Raw genomic sequence first — 26,290 nt, forward strand, 5'->3', positions numbered from 1 at the left:
CGTTCCCCGGTCAGCCTCGCCGGACCTTGATCGTCCGCTTCGCCTGGACCTTCTTCGACCCGGGCAGCCTCAGCTCCACGCGGACCTTCGTCGTGCGCCCCGGGCGCACGAGCCGCAGGCCCTTCCTCGACAGCTTCACCCTGACCTTCGCCTTCTTGCCCGGCGCGACCTTGTAGGCCTTCTGCTTCGCCAGCGCCTTGCCGCCCTTGGCGGTCTCGAGCCCGAGGCGCCCGGCGCACCCGCCGGCCGCGCTCGCCGGGCAGGAGACCGGCACGGTCAGCCGCTTCTTCCTGAGCTTCGCGACGCCCTTGACCTTGGGCAGCTTGCCCGCGGTTGCGGCGGCCGCCGGCGGCGGTGTCGGGGCGGTCGGCGCCACCATCGTGACGCCGTTCCCGAGGTCGATGTTGGTCGTGGCGACCTGGTCGGTGGTGACGCGCACGATCACGTTGTTCTTCGCGTCGGTGAACCAGATCGCGCCGTCGGGGCCGAAGGTCAGCGAGGTCGGCTCGTAGCTGCCCACCGAGCTGATCGCACCGACGCCGGTGGCGGAGATGTGCCCGATGCCGGGCGCGGCACCCCCGTTGGTGAACCACATCTGGTTGTCGGGTCCCTTCACGAGGTCCTGCGGGGCCGTGCGCGAGCCGGTCTGCCAGATCTTCGTTGCGCCGCTCGCTGCGTCGAGGTAGCCGATCGACCCGCTGTTGGGGCTGGTGAAGATCGTGCCGCTGCTGCTGCGGGTGAACCAGATCGAGCCGACCGGGCCACCGGTGAGGGCATTGGGGTACGTCGCGTCGCTCGGCAGGGGGTAGGTCGTGCCGCTGTTGGCGTCCGCACCCACCCTGACGACGGTGTCCAGACCGCCTGCGTGCCCGCCCTGGCACCACATCGTGCCGTCGGCCGCCTCGCCCAGGACGTCCTCGCACTCGGGAGCATTGTCGGTCCAGCTGTAGGGCTGGCCGGGGACGATCCGCATGATGCCGGACTCGTCGTAGTTCATCGTGATCCAGACGGCGCCGTCCGGCCCGACGCGCACGGCGCCGCCGTACGGGGACTCGGGGTAGAGGCCGTAGACCTGGCCGTTGGCGGTGGTGGGGTCGATGCTGACGGCCTTGCGTCCGTAGTCGTAGGTCACCCACACGACGCCGTTCGGGGCGACATCGAGGTCCATCACGCTGCCGTCGACACTGCCGGTCGTCGTCGCCGGCAGGTTGAACTCCGCGATCTCCCCAGCGGGGGTGATCCGACCGATCTTGTTGGCGTCCTCCTCGACGAACCACATGTTTCCGTCAGGGGCCGTGACGATGCGCCCCAGGCCGGCATTGCTGGTCGGCACGGGGAACACGCTCACGGCGGCGTGCGCGGACGTCGTACCGGTGACGACGAGGAGCGGGCCCACCAGCAACGTGAGCGCGGTGAGCAGGGCAAGGCGGGCACGGGCCATCGGTCGTGTCACTTCCGTCCGCGGCGGCGCGATCCCCCCATGGTCACGCGTCCCACCGTCAGCTCCACCCCACCAGCCCGCCCGGGGTCCGAGCCAGAGACCAACGGATGAACTCTCCCCTAGGATCGTCCAGCCGGAGGGGGAAGCATGGCGACGACGGAGATCGTGGAGCGTACGGCGAAGCCGACGCCACCGGCGGGTCGCTGGGATCGCATCGCGGCCTGGTCGGTGCTCGCCGTGCTCGCGCTGGTCTGCGTCGGTGCTGCGGTCCTGGGCGAGCGCGAGGTCCCCGTGCGGGACCTGCGGGCTGCCATCGCAGCGGGCGACGTCACCGAGGTGCGGATGTCGGACGACGACATGGTCGGGATCGGGTACGCCCCCGTCACGATCCGCTGGCGGGAGCACGGCATCGCGTACGTCACCACGGTGACCCAGGCGTCCAGCGAGCGACAGGCCCGCAAGGTGCAGCGCCCGCGGGACGAGGTCGTCGTCGGTGACGTCGCCGCAGCACTCACCAGCGGCGGGCCCGAGGTGGAGGTCGTCGGCTCCACTCCGACCTACTACGCGGGGACGTCCACGACGATCTTCGGCTTCCGCGCACCGGGCTGGCTCGCACTCGTCGGCCTCGCCATGGTGCCGGTGACCCTCTTCCTGGTGGGCAGCATCGAACCCTGGCGCGCGACCCGATGGGGCTGGGCGTGGTTCGTCCTGCTGACGCCGATCGGCATGCCGCTCTTCCTGCTGTTCGGCGGCCTCACCGGACTGTGGCGTCCGCGCACTGGCGCCTACCGCCTCACCGGAGGCTGGGCCTTCCTCCTGGCGTCCGCCATCGGAGCAGCGCTGCGCTGAGATCAGCGAGGCGGTTCAGGACTTCTTGGTCGCCTTTTTCGCCGTCTTCTTGGCCGCGGTCTTCTTGGCGGTCGTCTTCTTCGCAGCGGTCTTCTTGGCCGGTGCCTTCTTCGCGCCCTTCTTGGCGGCCTTCTTCGCCGGGCCGCGCTCGCGGCGCTCGGCGAGCAGCTCGGCCGCGCGCTCGAGGGTGATCGACTCGACGGTGTCGTCCTTGCGGAGGGTGGCGTTGTACTCGCCGTCGGTGACGTACTCGCCGAAGCGACCGGCCTTGACGATCACCGGCTGGCCGGAGACCGGGTCGTTGCCGAGCTCCTTGAGCGGCGGGGTGGCCGCGCCGCGGCCGCGCTGCTTGGGCTGGGCGTAGATCGCCTTGGCCTGGTCGAGCGTGATGTCGAAGATCTGGTCCTCGCTCGTGAGCGAGCGCGAGTCGGTGCCCTTCTTGAGGTAGGGCCCGTAGCGACCGTTCTGCGCGGTGATCTCCGTGCCGTCCTCGTCGGTGCCGACGATGCGGGGCAGGTCGAGGAGCCGGACGGCCTGCTCGAGCGTGACCGTGTCGAGCGTCATCGACTTGAAGAGCGACCCGGTGCGCGGCTTGGCCGACTTGGGCGCGTCGTCGGGCAGCAGCTCGGTGACGTAGGGCCCGAAGCGGCCGTTCTTGGCCACGATCTGCAGGCCGGTGTCGGGGTGGTTGCCGATCACCTGCTCCTCGCCGGCCGGGTTGGCCAGCAGCTCCTTGGCCTTCGCCACGGTCAGCTCGTCGGGCGGCAGGTCGTCGGGGACGTTGGCGCGGACCGGCGCGGCGTCGCCACCGTCGGGCCCGGGGCCCTCGACGTAGGGGCCGTAGCGGCCGACCCGCAGGTCGATGCCCTCGCCGATCGGGAAGGTCGCCATCTCCTTGGCGTCGATGTCGCCGAGCTCGGTGACCAGCGTCTTGAGGCCGGTGATGTCGCCGGAGCCGTAGTAGAACTCGCCGAGCTCGGACACGCGGTCGCGCCGGCCACCGGCGATGTCGTCGAGCACGTCCTCCATCGAGGCGGTGAACTCGTAGGACACCTGCCGCGGGAAGTGCTCCTCGAGCAGCCGGATCACCGAGAACGCCAGCCATGCCGGCACCAGCGCGGTGCCCTTCTTGTAGACGTAGCCGCGGTTGAGGATCGTGCCGATGATCGAGGCGTAGGTCGACGGACGGCCGATCTCGCGGTCCTCGAGCTCCTTGATGAGCGTCGCCTCGGTGTAGCGTGCCGGGGGCTTGGTCTCGTGGCCCTCGGGCGTGAGCGTGGCCGCCGACACCGCCGCACCCTGGGTGAGGTTGGGCAGGCGGGTCTCGGCGTCGTCGCGGCGCTTGGACGCGTCGTCGATGTCCTCGACGTAGGCCTTGAGGAAGCCGTGGAAGGTGATCGTGCGACCGCTGGCGCTGAACACGACGTCACGGCCGTCGGCGGCGGCGCCTCCGATGCGGATCGTCACCGAGTTGCCGGTGGCGTCCTTCATCTGCGAGGCGACGGTGCGCATCCAGATCAGCTCGTAGAGGCGGAACTGCTCGCCGGACAGGCCGGTCTGCGCCGGCGTGCGGAACGTGTCGCCGGCGGGCCGGATCGCCTCGTGCGCCTCCTGCGCGTTCTTCACCTTGGAGGCGTAGGTCCGGGGCGAGTCGGGCAGGTACTCGGCGCCGTACAGCTCACGCACCTGGTCGCGCGCGGCACCCACCGCGGCGTCCGAGAGCGTCGTGGAGTCCGTACGCATGTAGGTGATGAAGCCGTTCTCGTAGAGCCGCTGCGCGACCGACATCGTCACGCTGGCGCTCATCCCGAGCTTGCGGCTGGCCTCCTGCTGCAGCGTGGTGGTGCGGAAGGGCGCGTAGGGCGAGCGGCGGTAGGGCTTGGACTCCACCGAGCGCACGTCGTACGACGTCTCGCCCAGGCCGGCGGCGAGCGCCTCGGCGTCGGCGCGGCTGAGGTGGACGCGCGCAGACTTGGGACTGTCCTTGCCCTTCAGCTCGCCGGTGTTGTCGAAGTCGGCGCCGCGGGCGACGCGGACGTCGTCGACGCTGTAGAGCTTGGCGGGGAACATCCGCGGGTCGTGGCCCGTGCCGGCGTCGAAGGTGGCGTCGAGGTCCCAGTAGGAGGCGACGCGGAACTTCATCCGCTCGCGCTCGCGGTCGACGACCAGGCGGGTCGCCACGGACTGCACGCGACCCGCGGACAGCCCGGACATGACCTTCTTCCACAGCACGGGCGACACCTCGTAGCCGTAGAGGCGGTCGAGGATGCGACGCGCCTCCTGGGCCTCGACGAGGTCGTCGTTGATCTCGCGGGGGTTGTCCACCGCGGCGAGGATCGCGGGCTTGGTGATCTCGTGGAAGACCATCCGGTGCACCGGCAGGCCCTTCGGCGGCTTCAGCTCGTCGAGGAGGTGCCAGGCGATCGCCTCGCCCTCGCGGTCCTCATCGGTGGCGAGGTAGAGCGCGTCGGCGTCCTTGACCAGCTTCTTCAGCTTGGCGATGTGGCTCTTCTTGTCGCGCGGCACGACGTAGTAGGGCTCGAAGCCGTTGTCGACGTCGACGGCGAGCCGGCCCCACGGCTTGTCCTTGATCTTGGCCGGGGTGTCCGCGGCGTTGTTGGGCAGGTCGCGGATGTGACCGATGGAGGACTCGACGACGTAGTCCGCGCCCAGGTAGCCGCCGATGGTGCGGGCCTTGGCCGGGGACTCGACGATGACGAGCTTTGCCACGTGTGTTTGCTCCCTCAAGTTGTGCGCTGCGATGTTGCTCAGCGCCGCAACGGTAGCGCCAGTTTCCGAGATCGCCACTCCCCGCCGTCCACAGGGGCCCCGCGGCAGAGGTGCCCGGCACGGCTCGGGCCCCACGCCACGAGGACGTGGGGCCCGATCGCGTCAGGCTGGCGGACGGGTCAGAACTCGAGACCGTCCAGGTAGCGGAACCCGGTGTTGGCGGTGGCCGCGGGCCGGAAGTCCGGGGTGTCGTTCTCGACGATGTACTCCTCGACCTGGTGGGCCTTGAAGATCGTCGGGAAGTCGATCACGCCGAGGCCGAGGTCGGCCATGTCGCCGGGCTGCTGGTTGTAGAGCGCGACGGCGTCGGCGCTGTGGCGGTCCTTGACGTGGTACTGACGGACCTCCTGCGGGGCCGAGCGGATCACGTCGATCGCGAACTGCAGCGGGTCGGCAGCGTTGGTGTTCACGCCACCGGTGTAGGCCCAGTAGAGGTCGACCTCGAGGTGGACGTACTTGGGGTCGAGCTCGCTGGTGAGGATGTCCCACGGGGTCACCCCGCCACCGAGGTCGATCGTGAACTCGTGCGCGTGGTTGTGGTAGCCGTAGCGCAGCCCGCGCTTCTTCGCGGCCCGTGCCTCGATGTTCATCTGCTCGGCCCACCGCTCCCAGTCGGCCTTGACGTTGGAGTTGAGGTAGGGCACGACGAGGTACTTCTGGCCGAACGTGTTGGCGTCGTCGAGCTTCTTGTTGAGCGCCACCGGGTCGAGGGCGGTGCCGCCCTGGACGGTGCTGATGCCGTCGTGGCTCGACGAGGCCCAGATGCCGCGCTTGTCGAGCTCGGCCTTGAGCTTGGCCGCGGTGTCGAGCCCGGCTCCCGGGTAGAGGCCGGCGCGCTCCACGCGCTCGTAGCCGAACTTCGCCAGCTGGTCGAACTGCTGGAGGACGCTGGCGTTGGTCGTCATCGCCGAGCGCAGGGTGTAGAGCTGGATGCTGATGAGGTCGGTCGGGACCTCCTTCTGCCGGCCGTGGCCGTGGCCGTGGCCCTTGCCCGGGTGGCTGCTGGGCTTGCCGGCCATGGCCGGGGAGCCTGCGGCGAGCACGGTGGCTCCCGCTGCGCCGGCGACGGCACCGCGCAGCAGGCCGCGGCGGCTGGCGCCCTTCCTCTCGAGCGACTCGCGCAGGGCGGCGTCGCCGTCATATCCGAAACACATGTGCTGCCTTCTTTCTCGGGGGAACTCGGGTGTCGGGTGGTGCTGGTGGCCTGAGGCGGGCCCGGGGCGACCCGGGCCCGCCTCTGGTCGGGAGGGTGGTGCTCAGCCGGCCGGCTCGAGGCGGACCTCGTCGGAGCCGGTGAGGCCGGGCTCCGAGCCGGTGTCGGTGTACTGCGCGACGAAGACGGCCGAGAGGTCGTCCGTCGCCGGGTCGTGGCCCTCGGGCACCGAGGTGGTCAGCGAGCCGGTGCAGCCCGTGGCGGTGGACTGCGGGTGGCCGTGGCTGTCGTGGCCCAGCACGTAGGTCACGGTCACCCGGCTGCAGTCGACGGGCTCGTCGTCGGTGACCTTGACCTCGTACGTCACGGTGTCGCCGAAGCTGAACGACTGGCCTGCCACCGGGGTGACGAACTCGACGACGGGGGCCTGGTTGCCGACGACGATGTCGACGTCGGCCGAGGCGCGGCGCCCGCCCTGGTCGGTCACCGTCAGCGTGGCGCGGTAGCTGCCGTCCGACGTGTAGGTGTACGAGCCGTTCGCCTTGCGGCTGTCGACCTTGCCGTCACCGTCGAAGTCCCAGGCGTACTTCAGCTTGGTGTCACCGTCCGGGTCGGCGGTGCCGGCGCTGGAGAAGTCGACCGTCAGCGGCGCCTTGCCCGCGGTCGGCTCGGCCTTGATCGCCGGGACCGGGCTGCGGTTGCCGCCCTCGCCGACGAAGTCGATGCGGGAGAGCTGCGCGTCGGGGTTCTCGGCGAAGTAGCCGTCGCCGTACTCGAGCACGTAGAGAGCGCCGTCAGGACCGAACTCCATGTCCATCGGGTTGTCGGTGACGATGTCGGCGACGACGTCCTCGATCGCGGCGACCTCGCCGTCCTCGAGGTGGAAGCCCTTGATGTAGTCGCGGGTCCATTCGTAGAACAGCGGGGTGTCGTCGTAGCGCTTGGGCCAGGCGACGGGGTTGCGGCCCTTGGTGGCCTTCTTGTCCCACTGGTACGCCGGTCCGGCCATCGGGCCGATGCCGCCGGTCTCGAGCTCGGGGAACTCGGCGGACTGGCTGTAGGTGTACCAGACCTCGGGCTGCTCCACGGCCGGCAGCTCGCGCAGGCCGGTGTTGTGGATCGAGTCGTTGACGGGGGCGTCGCAGCTGAACTTCGGGCCACTCGTGCGGGTGGCGAAGTCGAAGTCGTTGTAGGGCAGCTCGGCCGTGGCGCAGTAGGGCCAGCCGTAGTTGGACGGCTTGTCCACGACCGCCCACTTGCCGTGGCCCGCAGGACCGCGGTCCGGGTTGGCGGCGCGGGCGTCGGGCGAGTAGTCGGCGACCCAGATGTCGTCGGTGTCGGGGTCGATCTCGATGCGGAACGGGTTGCGCCAGCCCATCGAGTAGATCTCCGGACGCGTCTTCGGCGTGCCGGGGGCGAACAGGTTCCCCTTCGGGATGGTGTAGCCGCCACCGGCCTTGGGGGTGATCCGCAGGATCTTGCCGCGCAGGTCGTTGGTGTTGGCGGAGGTGCGCTGGGCGTCGAACGCGGGGTTGCGGTCGGGGCGCTCGTCGAGCGGCACGAAACCGTCGGACTGGAACGGGTTGGTGTCGTCACCGGTCGACAGGATCAGGTTGCCCGCCGAGTCGAAGACGATGTCGCCGCCGACGTGGCAGCAGATGCCGCGGTCGACGGGGACGTCGAGCACCTTCTGCTCCGAGCCCAGGTCCACCTGCCCACCCGAGTAGCGGAACCGGGCGACGGTCAGGTGTCCCTTGTAGGGCGCGAAGTCGGCCGCGGTGCCGGTCTCCGGGGCGTCGCCCTCGTTGATCGAGGCGGTGGCCGGGTCGTCGGCGGGGGTGTCGAGCGGCGGCGAGTAGTAGAGGTAGATCCACTTGTTCTTCTTGCCGTCGTAGCCCGGGTCGAGGGCGATGCTCTGCAGGCCCTCCTCGTCGTGGAGGTAGACCGGGATGCGGCCGGCGACGCTGTTGACACCCGTCTGCGCGTCGTTGTGCCAGATGACGCCGGCACGCGTGGTGTGCAGGACGTCGCCGTCGGGCAGCACGGCGAGGTCGATCGCCTCGCCCGGACGGTCGTTGAGCGTGACCTTCTGGAACGCCCCGGCGGGCGGGGGCGGGGCCGTGTCGTCGTGGCCCTCGTGGGCGCTGGCCGCGGTGGTCACGGCCAGCATGGGCAGGCAGAGGGCGGCGCCGACGGCGGCCGTGAGCCCACTGCGGATGGGGGGATGACTCATGGGGGTTCTCCTGTTCCCGAGGTGGCTAGGAGCCGATTAGCAACGTAGGCACGTGACCGCCGTCACGTCAACGAGCAAGCGACTTTTGCTCGCCTGTCGACACAAGTACGGCGTACCGGAGCCCACCCCCGGCGGTGAGCGGCAGGCGGACCCGGGAGGCCCGGGTCCGCCTGACTGCGGTCAGCCGGCCGGCTCGAGGACCACCTCCGCGTAGCCGCTGAGCCCGGGCTGCGAGCCCGTGTCGGTGTACTCGGCGACGAAGACGGCTGCGAGGTCGTCGGTCGCGGGGTCGTGACCACCGGGCACGGAGGTCACGAGCGAGCCCGAGCAGCCGGTGGCGGTGGACTGCGGGTGGCCGTGGGTGTCGTGGCCCAGCACGTAGGTCACGGTGACCCGGCTGCAGTCGACGGGCTCGTCGTCGGTGACCTTCAGCTCGTACGTCACGGTGTCGCCGAAGCGGAAGGTCTGGCCCTCGACCGGGGTGACGAACTCGATCTCCGGGGCCTGGTTGCCCACGACGACGTCGACGTCCGCCGAGGCACTGCGACCGCCCTTGTCGGTCACCCGCAGCGAGGCGCGGTAGGAGCCGTCCACGGTGTAGGTGTAGGACGCGTTGCGCTTGCGGCTGTCGACCTTGCCGTCACCGTCGAAGTCCCAGGCGTAGGTCAGCTTCTTGTCGCCGTCGGGGTCCTTCGTCCCCGCGCTGCTGAACGCGACCGTCAGCGGGGCGCGTCCTGCGGTGGGCTCGGCCTCGATCGCCGGGACCGGGCTGCGGTTGCCGCCCTTGCCCACGAAGTCGATGCGCGAGAGCTGGGCGTCGGGGTTCTCGGCGAAGTAGCCGTCGCCGTACTCGAGGACGTAGAGCGCGCCGTCGGGGCCGAACTCCATGTCCATCGGGTTGTCGGTGACGATCCCGGGCACGACGTCCTCGATGCCGACCTTCGTGCCGTCGACGTGGAAGCCCTTGATGTAGTCACGGGTCCATTCGTAGAACAGCGGGGTGCCGTCGTAGCGCTTGGGCCAGGCGACGGAGTTGCGGCCCGAGGCGGCCTTCTTGTCCCACTGGTAGGCCGGCCCCGCCATCGGGCCGATGCCACCCTCCTTCGTGTTCAGCTCGGGGAAGCGCTTGGACTTGCCGTAGCTGTACCAGACCTCGGGCTGCGTCACCGGCGGGAGCTTGCGCTTGCCGGTGTTGTGGACCGAGGTGTTGACCGGTGCCGAGCAGTCGAACTTCTTGCCGCTCTTGTCGGTGGCGAAGTTGTAGTCGTTGTAAGGGAGCCGGGCGGTGGCACAGTAGGGCCAGCCGTAGTTGCCGGGCTCGTCGACGACCGCCCACTTGCCGTGGCCGGCGGGGCCGCGGTTCGCCTTGGCCTTCTTGGCGTCGGGCGAGTAGTCGGCGACCCACAGGGCGTCGGTGTCGGGGTCGATCTCGATGCGGAACGGGTTGCGCCAGCCCATCGAGTAGATCTCCGGGCGCGTCTTCGGGGTGCCCTTGCGGAAGAGGTTGCCCTTCGGGATCGAGTAACCGCCCTTGGCCTTCGGCGTGATCCGCAGGATCTTGCCGCGCAGGTCGTTGGTGTTGGCGGCCGTGCGCTGGGCGTCGAACGCGGGGTTGCGGTCCGGGCGCTCGTCGAGCGGCACGTAGCCGTCGGACTGGAACGGGTTGGAGTCGTCGCCCGTGGACAGGATGAGGTTGCCCTTGGAGTCGAACACGATGTCGCCCCCGACGTGGCAGCAGATGCCGCGGTCGACGGGCACGTCGATGACCTTGCGCTCGGTGCCGAGGCGGATCTGGTCGCCCTTGAACCTGAACTTCGAGACGCGCAGGAAGCCCTGGTAGCGCTCGAAGTCAGCCGCCGAGCCGGTCTCCGGTGCGTCGCCCTCGTTGATCGAGGCGGTGCTCTCGTCGTCGGCCGGGGTGTCGAGCGGAGGCGAGTAGTAGACGTAGACCCACGTGTTCTTCTTGCCGTCGTAGCCCGGGTCCAGGGCGATGCTCTGCAGGCCCTCCTCGTCGTGGAGGTAGACCGGGATGCGGCCGGCGACGCTGTTGACGCCCGTCTTGGCGTCGTTGTGCCAGATCACTCCGCCGCGGGTCGTGTGCAGCACGTCGCCGTTGGGCAGCACGGCCAGGTCGAGCGGCTCCCCCGGACGATCGTTGAGGGTGACCTTCTGGAACTGCCTGGAAGGTGCTGCCGGGCGGGTGTCGTCGTGACCCTCGTGCGCGGAGGCGACGGTCGTCACGGACAGCATGGGCAGGCACAGGGCGGCGCCGACGGCGGCCGTCAGCCCTGCGCGGAGGGGGTGTCTCATGGGTGTTCTCCTGTTTCCCGAGATGGCTGACAAGCCACCAGCAACGTAGGCACGTGACTCAGGTCACGTCAACGAGCTCGCGACTTGTGTCCGCGCCTCGACACAAGTAGGCCCCACACCCCCTCCGGAGGGGTGGGGTCAGCTGCCCTCGGGTCGCAACGGGTCGTGACCGAAAAGCATCAGGGCGCGCCGGGTGGCGTCGTCGTACGCCTCGGGCTCGGGCTCGTCGCCGCGGATCGTGCGCACCTGGTCGACCACGTGCTGCATCGTGTCCACGTCGTCGGGCGTCAGGTCGGTGCGCCGCTTGGCGAGGATCGCAACCACGGACTCGCCGACCTCGAGCTCCGGCAGGCCCTCGGTCGCGCGGCCGTCCTCGCCGGTCGCCTCGGTGCGCAGCCAGTCGGAGAGCTCGCGCGAGGTCATGTTGACCACCTCGTGGAACTCGTTCCAGAGCTCGTCGCTGATGTGGGACTCGGCCATCACGGCACCTCGTTCTCGGTCTGGGTCTCGGTCTGCGCCTCGGTCTGCGTCTGGGTGGCGGCGGGGTCGGGGCGGGTGGAGAAGCGCAGCACGGCGCCGACCCCGTCGGGGAGGGCCCCGACGGGCGCGTGCAGCGGGAGCAGCCCGGCGTCCTGGCCGAGTGCCGCCCGGAACAACAGCTCCTCGAGCGAGTCCGCCGCGGGCTCCTCGACGCCGAGCGCCGTCAGCTCCCCCGGGTCGGTGGCGAGCAGCAGCGGGTCCGGCCCGGCGTACGCCTGCCGGTCCTCGAGTGCTCCCTCGAGGAGGACGAGCGTCTCGACCTCGCCGCGGCGCAGCGCCTCGACCGTGTCGGCCACGCCGACGGCCTTCGGGGCGTCGGCCGGGCCGAGGCGGTCGAGGACCTCGTTGATCCGGCCGCTCCGGCAGCGCTGGACGGCGGCCGCGACCTCCTCGTCGAGACGGTCGTCCGAGGCACCCTCGGCACGGCTGCCGTGCTCCAGGACCTCGAGCCGCTCGGTGACGTGGCCGGCCGCCGTCTCCCGGATGCGGGAGATGCCGCGGGCGTCGCCGGTGAGCAGGACGAGGTCGGGGTCGACCTCGCGCACGAGCGCGTCGAGGTCCTTGGCGACGGTGTCGGCGTTGCGGTCCCACGAGTCCTCGGCGCGGGTCTGGAAGCGACGGTGCGACCAGCCGCCTCCCGGCACCTTGTGGATCACGTCGTGGTCGCCCTCGCTGACGATCTCGCGCTCGTCGAGCCCGAGGGTGTCACCGACGGTGATGTCGGCTCCGGAGTGGTCGACGCGGACCAGGACGTACGACACCGCGTCGGCGAGCGCACGCCCCAGGCGCAGCACGTGGGCCACCGGACCCACGTGGTGGTGGTCGGTGACGCCGTCGCCGACGACGAGGTCGGTGACGACCGCTCCGTCACGCGCGACCACCACGCGCGACGCGTCGCCCCCGTGGCCGGTCGGGCGCGCCAACCGATCGGTCACCGCGGTCGCCGTCGCCTCGTCGATGCCGGCCGACCCGAGGTCGCGGGCGATGTTGTTGATCCGTGTCCCGACCGCCTGCGCGCCGGTCTCGGACGCGCGACCCACGTCGACGTAGGCGGTCACCACGTCCCCGTGGAGCTCCGCGGCCGGGCGGAGCGCTGTCAGTGCTTCTCCTCGTCTTGTCGTCATGGGCGGGCAGTACCCACTCGTCCACGACCCAACCGTCACCGGTCGAGGACGAGGAACCCCTCCCCCACCAGCTCCCGCACAACGGGCAGGTAGGTCGCGCGGAGCTCGGCCTCGTCACGCTGGAGCAACGCCCCGATGGCGCCGAGCAGCTGCCCGAGCGCAAGGTCGCCGTCGCTGGCGCCGACGAGGGCTGCCTCGACCGTGTCGGCCGTCCGCGCCCGTCGGAAGCCGCGCTGCTGGCGGAGCACGATCGCCTCCGGGTCCTCGGCGCCGGGTCGGCCGACGGTCTCCTGCTGGACGTCGTCGCGGGCGCGCAGCACGCTGCGCAGGAGCTCGTCGTCGGTGAGCCCGCCGAGGGCGGTCGCCGCGTCGCCCCAGGCCCGGATGGCCGGGCCGATCGGCTGCTCGACGTCGTACGGCCACTCGAGGAGCTCGTGGCGGCCGCGCCCGCCCAGCCGGACGTCGATCCAGCCGAAGCCGACGCCCTCGATGCCCGTCTCCTCGAGCCAGGACAGCCAGGTGTCGTAGCGCTCGGCGTAGTCGGGGCGCCCGTGGTGCCCGCTGTCCTTGAGCCAGAGCTCGACGTAGGCCGACGGGTCGAGGGTCTCGCGCTGGACGACCAGCGCGTCGCAGTCGTCGCGCAGCCACGACCCGAGCCGCTCGTCCCACGGCCGCCCGTCGACGACCGCCCAGTTGGCGAGGACCTGCAGCCAGCCGCCGTCGGTGAGGTGGTCGGGACCGGTGCGCACGATGTGCTCGACGACGCGGTCGCCGGGGAGTCCGGAGTCGCGGTAGACCAGGCGCTCGCCCGTCGCCGGCGAGATGACGAACGGTGGGTTGGTGGCGACCAGGTCGAAGCGCTCCCCGGCCACCGGCTCGAAGAACGAGCCGCCCCGCACGTCGACCTCGACCTCGTTGAGGGCGGCGTTGAGCCGGGTCATCCAGAGGGCCCGCTCGTTGACGTCCGTGGCGACCACGGAGCGCGCGTGGGTGGCGAGGTGCAGGGCCTGCACGCCGCACCCGGTGCCGAGGTCGAGCGCGCTCCCGACCGGCTCCCGCATGGTCAGCTGCGCCAGGCTCGTCGACGCGCTCGAGATGCCGAGGACGTGGTCGGGGCCGACGGCGACCGGGGCCCCGTCGAGGCCGGGCGTCAGGTCTGAGACGACCCAGAGGTCGCGCTCGTCCGTCGCATAGGGACGGCAGTCCGTCCGGGCCGCGACCTCGCCGACGCTCTGCTCGAGGAGCCCGGCGTTGCACAGCCGGTCGACCAGCCCGGGCAGCGCCCGCTCCGCAGTGTCGCGCGCCACCGAGGTCTGCAGCAGGAACAGCCGGACCAGCGTGTCGAGCGGCGCGCCGGACGTCGTACGACGCAACGCGGGCAGGGTCTCGTTGCGTCCCAGGGCGCGGTGCGCCTCCTCGCCGATCGCCTCGGCGACCCGGTCGTAGGTGAAGTCGGCGGCGAGCAGGGCCTCGCGCAGGGGCCCGGCGAAGTCGAGGTCGGACGGCATGCTCCCAGCCTCGCAGACCCCCTCCGGCACGACAGCGGCCCGCCACTCCCGGAGGAGTGGCGGGCCGCCGACGTCGTACGCCGGAAGGGTCAGGCGTGGCCCGGGGCCAGCGAGGTGGACCCGGTGTTGTCGCCGTCGTCGGCGATCGCGACCTCGCGACGCTTGGAGACGACCACGGCGACGACGATGATCGCGACGGCGACGAGCGCGATGGCGACGCGGAGGGCGTCGTTCTGGTCCTCGCCCACGCTCATCGAGACCACGGCGCTGGCGATGAGCAGCGACACCAGGTTCATCACCTTGATGAGCGGGTTGATCGCCGGGCCGGCGGTGTCCTTGAACGGGTCGCCGACGGTGTCGCCGATGACGGTGGCCGCGTGGGACTCCGAGCCCTTGCCGCCGTGGTGGCCGTCCTCGACCAGCTTCTTGGCGTTGTCCCAGGCGCCGCCCGCGTTGGCCAGGAAGACGGCCATCAGGGTGCCGGCGCCGATCGCACCGGCGAGGAAGCCGGCGAGGGACGTCACGCCCAGGCCGAATCCGACGGCGATCGGGGCCATCACGGCCAGGATGCCCGGGGTGATCAGCTCGCGGAGCGAGTCGCGGGTGACGATGTCGACGACCTTGCCGTACTCCGGACGACCGGTGCCCTCCATGATCCCGGGGATCTCGCGGAACTGGCGGCGCACCTCGAACACGACCGCACCCGCGGCGCGGGCCACGGCGTTGATGGCCAGGCCGGAGAAGAGGAACACGACGGCGGCGCCGAGGAGCACGCCGACCAGGACGCCCGGGTTGTAGACGAGGAAGTTGAGGGCGGTCACGTCGTCGTCGCTCAGCAGCCCGGCGTCGTCGACCGCCTCGGCGACGGAGGTGGAGTAGGAGCCGAACAGGGCGGTCGCTGCCAGCACGGCCGTCGCGATCGCGATGCCCTTGGTGATCGCCTTGGTGGTGTTGCCGACGGCGTCGAGCTCGGTCAGGATCTGCGCGCCCTCCTCGCTGACGTCGCCGGACATCTCGGCGATGCCCTGGGCGTTGTCGGAGACCGGGCCGAAGGTGTCCATCGCGACGATCACGCCGACGGTGGTCAGCAGGCCGCAGCCGGCGAGTGCCACGGCGAACAGCGACACCGTGACCGTCGCGCCGCCGAGCAGGAACGCACCGAACACGGCGGCCCCGATGACCAGCGTCGTGTAGACGGCCGACTCGAAGCCGACGCTGAGGCCGGACAGGATGACCGTGGCCGGACCGGTGAGGGACGTCTTGCCGACGTCCTTGACGGGCCGGTACTCGGTGCCGGTGTAGTAACCGGTGAGCGCCAGGATGCCGGCGGCCATCACGATGCCGATGACGACGGCGGCGCTGGCGATGAAGCGCGGGTCGCCGTCGATGCCCGCGAAGGAGTCGCCGAACTCGGCGAAGTCACCGGGCAGGTAGACGTAGGACAGGACCACCGAGGCGAGCGCCCCGACGGCTGCCGAGATGTAGAAGGCCCGGTTGATCGTGGTCAGGCCGTTCTCGCCGGGACGCGGCTTGGTGATGTAGATGCCGAGGACGGCGGTGAGCGCACCGATCGCGGGGATCAGCAGCGGGAAGACGAGGCCCTTGTCGCCGAACGCGGCGGCGCCGAGGATCAGTGCGGCGACCAGCGTCACGGCGTACGACTCGAAGAGGTCGGCCGCCATGCCGGCGCAGTCACCGACGTTGTCACCCACGTTGTCGGCGATGGTCGCGGCGTTGCGCGGGTCGTCCTCGGGGATGTTGTTCTCGACCTTGCCGACGAGGTCGGCGCCGACGTCGGCCGCCTTGGTGAAGATGCCGCCGCCGACCCGCATGAACATGGCGAGCAGGGCGGCGCCGAAGCCGAAGCCCTCGAGCACGACCGGGGCCTCGTCACGGAACAGCAGGACGACGACGCTGGCGCCGAGCAGGCCGAGGCCGACGGTGGCCATGCCGACGAAGGCGCCGGTGCGGAACCCGATGGTCATGGCGGGGTCACGCCCCTCGGTCTCGGCGGCGGCGGCGACGCGCAGGTTGGCGCGCACGGCCAGGCTCATGCCGAGGTAGCCGATGGCGGCGGAGAAGCCGGCACCGACGAGGAAGAAGATCGAGCGGCCGATGCGGACGGTCATGTCGTCGGCGGGTAGTGCGAAGAGGACCACGAACGCCACCGCGGCGAAGATCCCGAGAGTGCGGAACTGCCGCTGCAGGTAGGCGTTGGCGCCTTCCTGGACGGCCTGGGCGATCGTCTTCATGTTGTCGGTGCCCTCGCCCGCGGCGAGCACCTGCGACCTGAACATGGCTGCCATCGCGAGCGCGCCGAGCGCGATCAGGGCGACGACGACCACCAGGACGAGGTTGCCCCCTTCGAGCTCGGGCTTCGCGACGACCGCGGGCAAGATCCCCGTCATGCGTGTCCTCCTCGGACTTGAGCTGGCACTGGAAAAGATCCGTGAACGCGCCGGAGTCTACGCAGACGTGACCCAGATCACGGGCACCGCGTGACCCACGCCACACCGACATCTGGTCCAGCACCGGGTTCGAACGTGACAAAACCCCTCCGGACACGTCCGGAGGGGTGACAGGAAGGCCCGCGTGGGCTCAGGCGCCAGGCGCCAGGCCGACGGAGTCGTGGATCACGAACACCTTCGCCAGACCGGTGATGCGGAAGATCTTGAGCAGGCGCTCCTGGGTGCAGACCAGGTCGAGCGACCCGTCGTGGGCGCGAACCTTCTTGAGCCCGCCGACCAGCACGCCGAGGCCCGTGGAGTCGAGGAACTCGACCGCCTCGAGGTCGATCACGATGTCGTAGGTGCCGGCACCGACGAGCTCGGTGATGCAGTCACGCAGCTTGGGCGCTGTGTAGACATCGATCTCGCCGCCGACGGCAACGACGGCACGGCCGTCCACCTCGCGTGTCGCAAGGGTGAGATCCACGACTGCTCCCCGGTCCCCGAACTCGTTCGGACAGTGCGCCTACGGGCACGCAGGTGCCCCTTCGTTCTTCCGGGTGGTATCAAACCACGAGTCACAAGGGTTCCGCAGGACTCCTCCTCACATCACCCCTCCCACCGCCTCGGGCGACGTCCCCGCCCTTTGCCACACTTGACGGAGTGAAGCCCTCCCGTCCCGGCGTCGTGCCACCGGTCGACACGCTCGTACGCCGGCTCTCGGGCGTGCCCGGCCGGGAGGAGCGGCTCCGCCACCTCGAGGTGCTTCCCGCCCGCGAACCGGTGCACGAGGACTGGCCGGGCTGGGTGCCCGACGACGTCCGCGGCGCCTACGCCGCCCAAGGCGTGGCGCGGCCCTGGCGGCACCAGGTGGTGGCGGCCGACGCGGCCCATGCCGGCGACCACGTGATCGTGGCGACGGGCACCGCGTCGGGCAAGTCGCTCGCCTACCAGCTGCCGGCGCTGTCGGCGATCCGCGCCGCCCGCGGGCCACGCGGTGAGCGCGGCGCGTCGGTGCTCTACCTGGCCCCGACCAAGGCGCTGGCCCACGACCAGCTCGCCGGACTGTCGTCGCTGGGCCTCGACGTACGCCTCGCGGCGCACGACGGCGACAGCTCGCGCGAGGAGCGGGACTGGACGCGCGACTTCGGGGAGTACGTCCTCACCAACCCCGACATGCTCCACCGCTCCCTGCTCCCCTCCCACCACCGCTGGTCGCGCCTGCTCGGGTCGCTGCAGTACGTCGTGGTCGACGAGTGCCACCACTACCGCGGCGTGTTCGGGGCGCACGTCTCCCACGTGCTGCGCCGGCTGCGACGGGTGTGCGCGATGTACGGCGCCCACCCGACGTTCGTGCTCGCCTCGGCGACCGTCGCTCAGCCGGAGGTCACCGCGTCACGACTGACGGGTCTCGACGTGGTCGCGCTGACCCGCGACGACTCCCCGCGCGGGCAGGTGTCGCTGCTGCTGTGGGAGCCGCCGTTCACCTCCCACGCCGGGGAGAACGGCGCTCCCGTACGTCGTGCCGCGTCGTCGGAGGTCGCCGACCTGCTCGCCGACCTGGTGGCCGAGGACGTGCGCACCCTGGCCTTCATCCGGTCGCGCCGCGGCGCCGAGCAGGTCGCCCTCACCGCCGCCGAGCTGCTCGCCGAGGTCGACCCGTCGCTGCCGGACCGGATCGCGGCCTACCGCGGCGGGTACCTCCCCGAGGAGCGCCGGGCGCTCGAGGCCGCGCTGCGACGCGGGGACCTGGTCGGGCTGGCCGCCACCAACGCGCTCGAGCTCGGCATCGACATCAGCGGGCTCGACGCCGTGCTCATCGCCGGCTTCCCCGGCACGCGAGCGGCGTTCTGGCAGCAGGTCGGCCGGGCCGGCCGCGGGGCGCAGGACGCGCTCGGGGTGCTGGTCGCCAAGGACGACCCCCTCGACACCTACCTCGTCACCCACCCCGACAAGCTCATCGGCGCACCCGTCGAGGCGTCGGTCTTCGACCCGTCCAACCCCCACGTCATGGGGCCGCACCTCTGCGCCGCCGCGCAGGAGCAGCCCCTCGTCGAGGCCGACCTGCCGCTCTTCGGGCCCACCGCCCGGGAGGTCGTCGACGAGCTGACGACGCTCGGGCTGCTGCGGCGGCGGCCGCGCGGCTGGTTCTGGACCGACCGCGGCCGGGCGGCCGACCTGGCCGACATCCGGTCGGCCGGCGGATCGCCGGTGCAGCTCATCGAGTCGGGCACGGGACGGGTCGTCGGCACGGTCGACGCCTCGGGCGCCCACAACCAGGCCCATCCCGGCGCGGTCTACGTCCACCAGGGCGAGACCTGGCTGGTCGAGGACCTCGACCTCGAGCACCACGTCGCGACCATGCGGCGCGACGAGCCGGCGTACAGCACCACCGCGCGCGAGGTCACCGACATCAGCATCGTCGCCACGCGCGAGCGCCGGTCGTGGGGCGGGTGCGAGCTCGCCCTCGGCGAGGTCGACGTGTCGCACCAGGTCGTCTCCTTCCTCAAGCGGCGTCAGCCCGGTGGCGAGGTGCTGGCGGAGGAACCGCTCGACCTGCCCGAACGGACGCTGCGCACGACGGCGGTGTGGTGGACGGTCCCCGACGACGTGGTGGCCGAGGCCGGCCTCCTCGCGCTGGACGTCCCGGGGGCCGCCCACGCGGCCGAGCACTGCTCGATCGGCCTCCTCCCCCTCTTCGCGACCTGCGACCGCTGGGACATCGGCGGCGTCTCCACCGCTCGCCACGCCGACACGGGCGTGCTCACCGTCTTCGTCTACGACGGGCACCCGGGCGGGGCGGGCTTCTCCGAGCGCGGGTTCTGCACGGCGGTCGCCTGGCTCACCGCGACCCGCGAGGCGATCGCCAGCTGCGAGTGCGCCAGCGGCTGCCCGTCGTGCATCCAGTCGCCCAAGTGCGGCAACCAGAACAACCCCCTCGACAAGGACGGCGCCATCTCCCTTCTCGACGCCCTCCTCTCGGGGGCACCGCGGGCCGACGGATAGGGCTAGATTCGGCTCATGGTGATCCTCGGTCTCGGCCTCATGATCCTCGGCGGCATCGCCGTGCTGTCGGCCCTCTTCGTCAGCGAGCCCGGGTCGGGCGGCGAGCTCCTCGGCTTCGACGTCACCACCCTCGAGTCGTTCCTCGTCGGCGTCGCCGCGGGCGCGGCCATCCTGTGGGGCTTCGCCATCCTCAAGTGGGGCACCAGGCGCAGCCTCGCCCACCGTCGCGAGCGCAAGGAGCTCACCGAGCTCAACCAGAAGCTCGAGCGGGTGGAGGCCGAGCGCCGCACCGACGACCCGGAGCGCCGCGACACCCCCTGACGGCACCGCCTGCCGCTCCCGGGACCGGCACGCGCCTCCGCGCTCACCCTCACCTCCCGCCACCCTGCCCACGGGCCCTCCGGGCCGGCCACCGAGACGGTGACCCGGACCGCGCGGCCGTCGGGCGTGCACGCGTCGAGGACCGCTGCGTTCGCGCCGGCGACCCGGTCGGCCGCGGCGCACGCATCCGACTGACCGCTGACCGCTGCGAGCGCCGACGCCCCGGCGAGGGCGGCGAGGTCTGCCGCCGACTGTGCCCGGCGCTGGGCCGTCACCAGGCCGCCTGCCGCGGTCAGGCCGACCATCACGAACATCAGCACGCCCGCCATCGCGACGACCAGGACGGTCGCGCCGCCCCGCTCCCGCGGCTCACGCCGACGCGCGCTCCGCGGGACTGACGGGACGAGCGCCGCGACCGCCAGCGACACGCACACGACGCTCAGCCAGGTCACGGCGCCGCCGCCCGGTCGGCCAGTCGCTCGATCCACCACAGCCCGAGCCCGACGAGGCTCAGCCCGACGACCGCGCAGGCCCAGCCGACCGGTGTCGCGAGCAGGAAGGACCACGGGTCGGAACCGGCGCCCGAGCCCATCAGCAGCACGGCCACCGGCAGGCCGGCGACGAGTCGCGCGGTCGACCTGGCCGAGGCCAGCTCGGAGTCGACGAGCCGACGCGTCCGGCGACGCGCGCGCAGGCCGGGCCGCCGTGCGCTCGAGCGCCGCGGCGAGCCCGTGGCCGGAGTGCTGGGCGACCTGCCACGCCCCCGCCACCCACCGGAGGTCGGCCGCACCCCGCCTCTCGGCTGCCAGCCGCCGCATCGCCTCGGGGACGTCGGCACCGAGCCGCATCGCCTCGACCACCGGGACCAGCGGCGGCCACCGCTCGGCGCCCGCTGCCAGGGCGGCCTCGGGAGGACGACCGGCCGCCAGGTAGGCGGCCAGCAGGTCGCAAACCTCCAGCACCGCCGCCTGGTCGGCGGCAGCACGCCTGCGGCCTGTCAGAAGCGGGAGGGGACGGATCACGACCGCCGCGGTCGGTCCGGACGACGGGGCACCGGTCCTGGCGACGGCACCAGCGCCGCGACCGCGGCCGCCGCCAGCAGCGCGACGAGCCACCCGCTCACCACGTCGTCGACCGGAGCCGGTCGGCGAGGGCGACCGCGGCCGGCCCGCGCACCACGCGGTCGGGCTCGAAGGACGCCGCGGTACGGAGCGCGACGTTGCCGGAGTCGTCCCGCCCCGGCACACCGAGCTCGAGGACCCGGCGACGTCCGTCGCGCCCCCGCCCGAGGTGGATCACGACGTCGAGCGCCGAGGCGAGCTGACTGTGGGCCGCCGAGCGCGGCAGCCCGGCAGCCAGGGCGAGCGCCTCGACCCCGGCCGGGACGTCGGCGGCGGAGTTGGCGTGGAGCGTGCCGCACCCTCCTCCATGGCCGGTGTTGAGGGCGGCCAGGAGGTCGACCACCTCGGCCGCGCGCACCTCGTGCGGAGTCTGTTGGCAGTGTCGCAATCTCCGGCTGGGACACTCAACTCCGAGCGCGACACTCGCGCGTCAAGGTCGAGCAGCATCAGAGGCTCCTCGCTTGCGCGGGCGACGTCAGGTTGACGTACAACCACCAGCTCGCGCGAGTGAAGGCGAACCTCGACCAAGGGGCCGCGGAACGGTCCCACGGGCTGGTAGACGCAGACCCGACACCGTGGCTGTCGTGGTCGAAGGTGTCGTTGATCAACCACGCGAACGCGTGGAAGGGCGACGGGCACCAGACAGACGCGCGGGTGTCCCTGGACTCGAACAGAGACGAGGTTCGTGGCCTGCCGTGGCGTGGCGAGGTGTCGGCGGACGTGTTCGAGTGCGCGAGCGTCAATGCCGCGCAGGCGTTGAAGAACTGGTCCGAACCCGCCGCCTTCCCAGCGCGGGCGCCCTCGCGTGAGTAGCCCACAGCCGTTGTCACTTCTCGAGCCGCTGACGGAGGCAGCACCGGGCTGCATACTGCAGTCGTGAGCGATGAGTTTCTGGCCCAGGTAGGCCGAGCTTCAGAGGCGTCTCATAAGGCTGAGGAGTTCCGGCTTGCGCGCGAGGCCGAAGAGCGTGCGGCCGCAGCCGAGTGGGCCCGACGAGAGCAAGACGCGATCAGCGCCACCGTGGACCTCTTGGAGAAGGCGGGCCGTAGCCCCACGCTGGTGCACACCTCATGCACGACTGAGCACATCGACTACCGCCGGGACTCGTTGAACTCCCGCTACAACACGATCACGGTGCACTGGGTCCGCGGGGAACCGGACGGCCGCCGCGCCGTCTGGCGGGCCGGGATCGGGTGGTACAGCGACCGGATCTGGGCGATCGACGCGGACACCCTGGAGCTCGTCGACCTGCACGAGGTCCGCCAGGTCGACGGGAGGCTGCGGGTGCGTCGCTCCTCGAAGCGGACCTGGAGCGAAGTGAAGTCGGACATCGAAACGCAGTCGGTGCCGGCCCTGTGCACGTGCAGCAGCGTGGGGCCGGAGGGGATGGTCTACGACTGCGACGGCGATGGGCACATGCGAGCGCCGGACGTCCCCAGACTCTTGGCTCAGTGGGTGTCGACCCAGGGCCTCGTGTGACCGGAGGTCAGCGACGCTAGTAGGGCTTCCTCCGGGACGGGGTGTGGCTGAGTCGACGGTCCGCTGGTCCCGCGGGCCCGGTTCGACCGGGGCATCAGCTGGACGTCCGACCACCCTCATCAGTTCAGTGCGGCGCATCCGCCGAGGCCGCAGGCGTGCCACCAATAAACTCCAGCGGGCCGCATCCACGCTAGGCACACGGGAGACCCGTTCGAGTGTCGCGACGGGAGTTCAGGTGCGGGCGCACGACACTCGGTTCACACTCCGCACCTCGCCGACCACCAGCCGGTCGGGTCGCATCCGCAGCGCCTGCCGGACCAGCACCTGCAGCGAGATCTCGCCCGCTCACTCGATGTTGGCCGGACGTCCCTCCAGCGCGACGACGTGGGGATCGTCAGGGCGCAGCTCGCTGGCGACCTCGACGAGGACGATGCGCTCGCCGGGGTCGACCAGCGACAGCAGTGCGGAGAGCACCGATGTCTTGACGACCATGTGCCCGGAACGTCGCTTTCTGCTCCGGCTTGCTGGCGTCGACAGCAAGAATCAACGGGACAGGGGGACCGCGCCGTCCGCGTAGGAGTGGCCTTAGTGGACTGTCAGGTCGAAGAGTTGAGCAACCCGTCGCAACGGTGGGTTCTGAGCTGGGGGTTTGATCTCAGTTCCCGGGTCGGCCTTAGTCGGTTCTGAAGACAGCGGCTTTCCATCGTCCAGGGCGCGAAGCCAGATCGCCCAACACGTCCAATCGGTGCCGTGCTTCGATCCGTAAACGATGCCGTGGGGGAGATTGCCGTCGTCCAATACCCGCGCCCTGACCCACTCGGCGACTCGGGTTGTCAGATCTCGTTCCTCTGAACGAAGGTCGGCCACCGTCAGGTGACGGTTCGTTCCTCCGAACAACTCCGCACTCAAGGCCTGATCTATCGCGGCGACTGAGGCCGCGGACTCAATGTCCACGAACCACCCTTCGTCCGGGAGAGACAGTTCATGCATCAGCCGGTCCGCCCGCCATCCCGCCGCGATGCCCCCCGGCGGCATGTGTCCGCGTTCGGCCCACTCGGCCGCAACGGCGTCAAGCATGGACCCGCGTCCATGGATTCGACCTTCCTCGGGTAGGACGTCCCGCACGCTGCGGTCGCGGAGTGCGGGGGCGACACGAAGCGCAGCTAGCGACTCGCCGTAGGCAGCTTCTTCGGGCCGCCCCCCGTACACGGTTCGGTGTCCGGCGACGTCGTATCGACCCCAGTCAAGTCTGTCGCCCGAGGCGTCCCGGACGAGCGGATTGAGGGCGCCATAGGACGTCTTCGAAATCCGGAAGATCGACTCACCTGCGGCCGCGCGCAGGGTGAGACCGGTCTGTTCGCATACGCGCACCTCGGGAGACGACTTCCCGAATAAGGCAGAGAGAACCATGGCTGCGCAAACCCCCGAGCGATATTGCTGACGTCAAGAGCGCACCCTACCTAGGAAAGCCCGATTAGTCGTCCGTTCCTTCCACAAAGGCCTTGGCTGCGGCAAGCACGCGTTTGATATCCCCTTCCCTTAGCGCAAGGACAGGCGATTCTTCGTCAAGTCTGGGGTTAGCGCCTATAAACCAGGCCCGAGCGACGTGATCGCTCTCGGCGCTGCTAATCACCATCCATGCTCGGTGCGCAGCGTTGAGCCGGCGGACTGATTCCGGGCGCGGCGTGACTCCGCCAGCCTTGGCCCACTTGTGCGGAAGCTTTCGATCGTTGACCTGCGCCAGGGTTGCGACCAGCGTCGGTCCGAGATGGCCATTCAGTTGCCGAACCAGCTCGTGGATATCTAGGCGCGTTGAGTGTTCGTGAGTCTCGATGTAAATGTCGTTGGATGCCATAGCGACGTCACTTCTCGTGTCTGGGACAAAGTTCCCGTTGGAGGGGTGCCTGTTGGAGAGGGGGCCTGAGGTGGTCCCTGTGGTGTAATCAGGGTAGGCACGTGAGTGTAAGGGACACCCGCAAACGGGTGTCAGGGCGTCCGATTCGGGCCTTCAGGACCGCGGAGAGAGTCCCGGGATCCTTCACCTGGTTCGCGCGCGGGTACAGTTTCGTGGTGACTCGAGCTGCCTCGCGACGCGACCGGCAGCATGGATGAAGTCATCTGCGCTGTACATATGCACACGGTACCCCGATGCGACTCAAATGCAACCTTTTTGGACCAACTGGCCCAGCCCACCACGACTATGTGGCTTCCCGCGCCTTGGCAGCATCGCTCTTGCGAGACGGCCGGCACACACGCGAAGGTTTCTGCCATGGAGGCATGGATCACGCTCCGAGAAGCGGCCCAGATCCTCGACGTTCATGTGTCGGCGGTGCCCAAGATGGTCCGACGCGGCGACCTAACGCCGCGTCGAGGACAGCGGCCGTCACTCTCCCGCAGGCAAGTTGTTGAACTAGCAGCCTTCCGCGCGGCGGCTCAGCGAGAGCGCGAACGCCGACGCCTTGAAAAGTCAGAGCGGTGGCGTCCGCGCCCACCAGACAGCGAGCGCGTCTGGTTGCTCGAGCCAGAGGCAGCAGCCGTCCTCAGGTGTACACCGATTGCACTGAAAGGTCGCGCAGCGCGCGGGCAGGTGCCCTACACGGTGCACAACCGGCGCCGCTGGTTTCGGCTTGACCACCTGGAGTCGATTGTGCGGTCTCGCGTTGCCGAGAAGCATCGCACGGTGATTGTGACGCCTTGAACCCGCTCAACCCCCGGCGGCGTCAGGTGCCGGGGCGGAGTGACGGATCTGCATCTTCCGCGAAGAGACGCCCCGGCGCTGTGGTTAGTAGGCGTGTCTGCTTCATTTCTAGGAGCGGTGAACCGGCGACCTCGGACTATGACCCCGAGAGTTGTCAGTACGGCTAACTCTCGACGTGCCGAACACCTACTCTTGCGGCCAGCATCGAACCAAGGAGGCTTCATGCCACGATTCCAAGACTCGCCCGACGAAGCGATCGCCGCCATGGAGCCGGTGAACGCTGAGGTTGACCGCGTGAGGAGCGACCTCGACAACGCGAGGGAGATGTTGGAGCGCTTTCAGGACAAGGTGGATCCCGGCAAGACGCAGGCTCAACTGCACCACACGATCAGCACGATCGAGAGCGAGATCGCCGCTCTTGAACGAGACCTTGTAGAAGCCGAGGCAGCCCGGGATGCGGTGTCCGAGTACTGGCGCGGCGGAGACTTCTAAGTCAGCGCCACGCCGCTGACTGCAACCAGGGTTGCGGGCTAGGTTCAGGGTTGCGGGCTAGGTTCAGGACAGTCACGTCGACCGAACCAACGCCTCGAGGCGATCCGCCGCCCCCTGCGGATCGTCGTGCTCCCAGATGCGCACGACGGTCCAGCCCGCGTCCTCTAGGAGCCTGTCCACCTCCTCATCTCGGGCAATGTTCCGCTGCACCTTCGCGTCCCAGTAGTCCCGGTTGCTGCCGGGTCGCCTGTAGTGCTCTGGGCATCCGTGCCAGAAGCAGCCGTCCACGAACACAGCGACCCGCGCCCTCGTGAACACGACGTCAGCCGTCCGGCGGACGCCGGGAATGGGCCTAGCTGCCACCCGATAGCGAAGGCCGCGCCTATGCAGGATCGAGCGCAGGAGCAGTTCGGGCTTCGTGTCCCGGCTGCGGTTGCCCTGCATCGCCTTGCGGGTGGCGGGAGTGGTCATGTGCGGCGTTCGCGCAGCCGAGCCTTGGTCTCGCGGGACTTCGCGTTGTGAGCCTCCCGACACTCGTCACACCGGCAGCCGACGTCATACCTGTACGACGTGCCGTGCAAGACGTCGTCGCCCTTGGCCAGTTGCCCCGTCCTCCGCACCTTGGCCATGTACTTGGCATGGTTGATCCGGTTCGCTTCCTTGCAGGCGTCGCACCGGCAGCCGAGGTTCCCGTACCCGTTCGGGGTGCCGTGACGGGGATCGTCGTCCGCCAACTGGGTTTCGCGAGGCATGGCGCGAGTGTATGCGCCAGAAACTA

General features: G+C 70.4%; 20 protein-coding genes and 2 pseudogenes. 5 read left to right on the top strand and 17 right to left on the bottom strand.

All coding sequences use genetic code 11. The features are described from left to right. Nucleotides 1-10 precede the first annotated feature (10 nt). Nucleotides 11-1,441 (bottom strand): Vgb family protein, encoded by a 1,431-nt coding sequence (locus tag AC3A3L_RS06195; protein ID WP_487639139.1) that lies wholly within the window; start codon nt 1,439-1,441, stop codon nt 11-13. Nucleotides 1,442-1,588: 147 nt separating this feature from the next. On the opposite strand from AC3A3L_RS06195, the gene AC3A3L_RS06200 reads away from it, so the two are divergent. Further along, nucleotides 1,589-2,290 carry a hypothetical protein gene (locus AC3A3L_RS06200; protein WP_487639140.1) on the top strand — a complete coding sequence of 234 codons (702 nt, stop codon included), beginning with the start codon at nt 1,589-1,591 and terminating at the stop codon, nt 2,288-2,290. A 15-nt stretch (nt 2,291-2,305) separates the two neighbouring features. On the opposite strand, the gene topA is transcribed toward AC3A3L_RS06200, so the two are convergent. The 9 genes from topA to AC3A3L_RS06245 all read right to left on the bottom strand — a co-directional run bounded on the left by topA (nt 2,306) and on the right by AC3A3L_RS06245 (nt 16,882). Beyond that, entirely contained in the window at nt 2,306-5,020 is a 2,715-nt protein-coding gene (gene topA / locus AC3A3L_RS06205; RefSeq protein WP_487639141.1) for a type I DNA topoisomerase, read from the bottom strand. Between the two features lie 179 nt (nt 5,021-5,199). Continuing rightward, entirely contained in the window at nt 5,200-6,234 is a 1,035-nt protein-coding gene (locus tag AC3A3L_RS06210) for a sugar phosphate isomerase/epimerase family protein (RefSeq protein ID WP_487639142.1), read from the bottom strand. 102 nt (nt 6,235-6,336) lie between these two features. Then, on the bottom strand, nt 6,337-8,466 hold the full coding sequence (locus tag AC3A3L_RS06215) for a PQQ-dependent sugar dehydrogenase (RefSeq protein ID WP_487639143.1): 2,130 nt from the start codon (nt 8,464-8,466) through the stop codon (nt 6,337-6,339). 180 nt (nt 8,467-8,646) lie between these two features. Beyond that, complete coding sequence (locus AC3A3L_RS06220) at nt 8,647-10,776, bottom strand: PQQ-dependent sugar dehydrogenase (RefSeq protein ID WP_487639144.1); 2,130 nt, start codon at nt 10,774-10,776, stop codon at nt 8,647-8,649. Between the two features lie 138 nt (nt 10,777-10,914). Next, on the bottom strand, nt 10,915-11,256 hold the full coding sequence (locus tag AC3A3L_RS06225) for a DUF3140 domain-containing protein (protein ID WP_487639145.1): 342 nt from the start codon (nt 11,254-11,256) through the stop codon (nt 10,915-10,917). Beyond that, nucleotides 11,256-12,440: a baeRF2 domain-containing protein gene (locus AC3A3L_RS06230; RefSeq protein ID WP_487639146.1), complete on the bottom strand. Its 1,185-nt coding sequence runs from the start codon at nt 12,438-12,440 to the stop codon at nt 11,256-11,258. Before AC3A3L_RS06230 ends, AC3A3L_RS06225 begins: the two co-directional genes overlap by 1 nt. Before the next feature lie 35 nt (nt 12,441-12,475). Further along, entirely contained in the window at nt 12,476-13,948 is a 1,473-nt protein-coding gene (locus AC3A3L_RS06235; protein WP_487639147.1) for a DUF7059 domain-containing protein, read from the bottom strand. An 89-nt stretch (nt 13,949-14,037) separates the two neighbouring features. Beyond that, entirely contained in the window at nt 14,038-16,356 is a 2,319-nt protein-coding gene (locus AC3A3L_RS06240) for a sodium-translocating pyrophosphatase (RefSeq protein ID WP_487639148.1), read from the bottom strand. 190 nt (nt 16,357-16,546) lie between these two features. Then, entirely contained in the window at nt 16,547-16,882 is a 336-nt protein-coding gene (locus AC3A3L_RS06245) for an anti-sigma factor antagonist (RefSeq protein WP_129427178.1), read from the bottom strand. 176 nt (nt 16,883-17,058) lie between these two features. On the opposite strand from AC3A3L_RS06245, the gene AC3A3L_RS06250 reads away from it, so the two are divergent. Continuing rightward, complete coding sequence (locus AC3A3L_RS06250; protein WP_487639149.1) at nt 17,059-19,401, top strand: DEAD/DEAH box helicase; 2,343 nt, start codon at nt 17,059-17,061, stop codon at nt 19,399-19,401. 15 nt (nt 19,402-19,416) lie between these two features. Then, complete coding sequence (locus AC3A3L_RS06255; RefSeq protein WP_487639844.1) at nt 19,417-19,722, top strand: hypothetical protein; 306 nt, start codon at nt 19,417-19,419, stop codon at nt 19,720-19,722. A gap of 32 nt (nt 19,723-19,754) precedes the next feature. Here the strand turns inward: AC3A3L_RS06255 and AC3A3L_RS06260 are convergent. The 3 genes and pseudogenes from AC3A3L_RS06260 to AC3A3L_RS06270 form a co-directional block, all read right to left on the bottom strand. Further along, nucleotides 19,755-20,288 (bottom strand): annotated as a pseudogene (locus tag AC3A3L_RS06260) (Rv3654c family TadE-like protein); the annotation flags it as partial. Next, nucleotides 20,171-20,512 (bottom strand): type II secretion system F family protein, encoded by a 342-nt coding sequence (locus tag AC3A3L_RS06265; RefSeq protein ID WP_487639845.1) that lies wholly within the window; start codon nt 20,510-20,512, stop codon nt 20,171-20,173. The pseudogene AC3A3L_RS06260 and the gene AC3A3L_RS06265, both read right to left, overlap by 118 nt. Before the next feature lie 329 nt (nt 20,513-20,841). Next, nucleotides 20,842-21,201 carry an ATPase, T2SS/T4P/T4SS family gene (locus tag AC3A3L_RS06270; protein WP_487639150.1) on the bottom strand — a complete coding sequence of 120 codons (360 nt, stop codon included), beginning with the start codon at nt 21,199-21,201 and terminating at the stop codon, nt 20,842-20,844. Nucleotides 21,202-21,719: 518 nt separating this feature from the next. On the opposite strand from AC3A3L_RS06270, the gene AC3A3L_RS06275 reads away from it, so the two are divergent. Further along, on the top strand, nt 21,720-22,322 hold the full coding sequence (locus AC3A3L_RS06275) for a hypothetical protein (protein ID WP_487639151.1): 603 nt from the start codon (nt 21,720-21,722) through the stop codon (nt 22,320-22,322). 249 nt (nt 22,323-22,571) lie between these two features. Here the strand turns inward: AC3A3L_RS06275 and AC3A3L_RS06280 are convergent. Together AC3A3L_RS06280 and AC3A3L_RS06285 are read right to left on the bottom strand one after the other, a co-directional pair. Beyond that, nucleotides 22,572-22,805 (bottom strand): annotated as a pseudogene (locus AC3A3L_RS06280) (ATPase, T2SS/T4P/T4SS family); the annotation flags it as partial. A gap of 991 nt (nt 22,806-23,796) precedes the next feature. Then, a complete protein-coding gene (locus AC3A3L_RS06285; RefSeq protein ID WP_487639152.1) occupies nt 23,797-24,177 on the bottom strand; it encodes a hypothetical protein in 381 nt (126 codons plus the stop codon). Nucleotides 24,178-25,242: 1,065 nt separating this feature from the next. Between AC3A3L_RS06285 and AC3A3L_RS06290 the strand changes: the two genes are divergently transcribed. Next, nucleotides 25,243-25,512 (top strand): hypothetical protein, encoded by a 270-nt coding sequence (locus AC3A3L_RS06290; protein ID WP_487639153.1) that lies wholly within the window; start codon nt 25,243-25,245, stop codon nt 25,510-25,512. Between the two features lie 72 nt (nt 25,513-25,584). Here AC3A3L_RS06290 and AC3A3L_RS06295 read toward each other — a convergent pair whose 3' ends face one another. Further along, nucleotides 25,585-25,983: a very short patch repair endonuclease gene (locus AC3A3L_RS06295; RefSeq protein ID WP_487639154.1), complete on the bottom strand. Its 399-nt coding sequence runs from the start codon at nt 25,981-25,983 to the stop codon at nt 25,585-25,587. Continuing rightward, nucleotides 25,980-26,264, bottom strand: a complete 285-nt coding sequence (locus AC3A3L_RS06300) for a hypothetical protein (RefSeq protein ID WP_487639155.1) — start codon at nt 26,262-26,264, stop codon at nt 25,980-25,982. Before AC3A3L_RS06300 ends, AC3A3L_RS06295 begins: the two co-directional genes overlap by 4 nt. Between the last annotated feature and the right edge of the window lie 26 nt (nt 26,265-26,290).

The sequence above is a fragment of the Nocardioides sp. Soil_C_8 genome (assembly GCF_057656315.1).

Coding starts and splice junctions, on each gene's coding strand:
- AC3A3L_RS06195 (WP_487639139.1), bottom strand. CDS start 1,441: ATGGCCCGTGCCCGCCTTGCCCTGCTCACCGCGCTCACGTTGCTGGTG.
- AC3A3L_RS06200 (WP_487639140.1), top strand. CDS start 1,589: ATGGCGACGACGGAGATCGTGGAGCGTACGGCGAAGCCGACGCCACCG.
- AC3A3L_RS06210 (WP_487639142.1), bottom strand. CDS start 6,234: ATGTGTTTCGGATATGACGGCGACGCCGCCCTGCGCGAGTCGCTCGAG.
- AC3A3L_RS06215 (WP_487639143.1), bottom strand. CDS start 8,466: ATGAGTCATCCCCCCATCCGCAGTGGGCTCACGGCCGCCGTCGGCGCC.
- AC3A3L_RS06220 (WP_487639144.1), bottom strand. CDS start 10,776: ATGAGACACCCCCTCCGCGCAGGGCTGACGGCCGCCGTCGGCGCCGCC.
- AC3A3L_RS06225 (WP_487639145.1), bottom strand. CDS start 11,256: ATGGCCGAGTCCCACATCAGCGACGAGCTCTGGAACGAGTTCCACGAG.
- AC3A3L_RS06230 (WP_487639146.1), bottom strand. CDS start 12,440: ATGACGACAAGACGAGGAGAAGCACTGACAGCGCTCCGCCCGGCCGCG.
- AC3A3L_RS06235 (WP_487639147.1), bottom strand. CDS start 13,948: ATGCCGTCCGACCTCGACTTCGCCGGGCCCCTGCGCGAGGCCCTGCTC.
- AC3A3L_RS06240 (WP_487639148.1), bottom strand. CDS start 16,356: ATGACGGGGATCTTGCCCGCGGTCGTCGCGAAGCCCGAGCTCGAAGGG.
- AC3A3L_RS06255 (WP_487639844.1), top strand. CDS start 19,417: ATGGTGATCCTCGGTCTCGGCCTCATGATCCTCGGCGGCATCGCCGTG.
- AC3A3L_RS06285 (WP_487639152.1), bottom strand. CDS start 24,177: ATGGCATCCAACGACATTTACATCGAGACTCACGAACACTCAACGCGC.
- AC3A3L_RS06290 (WP_487639153.1), top strand. CDS start 25,243: ATGCCACGATTCCAAGACTCGCCCGACGAAGCGATCGCCGCCATGGAG.
- AC3A3L_RS06295 (WP_487639154.1), bottom strand. CDS start 25,983: ATGACCACTCCCGCCACCCGCAAGGCGATGCAGGGCAACCGCAGCCGG.
- AC3A3L_RS06300 (WP_487639155.1), bottom strand. CDS start 26,264: ATGCCTCGCGAAACCCAGTTGGCGGACGACGATCCCCGTCACGGCACC.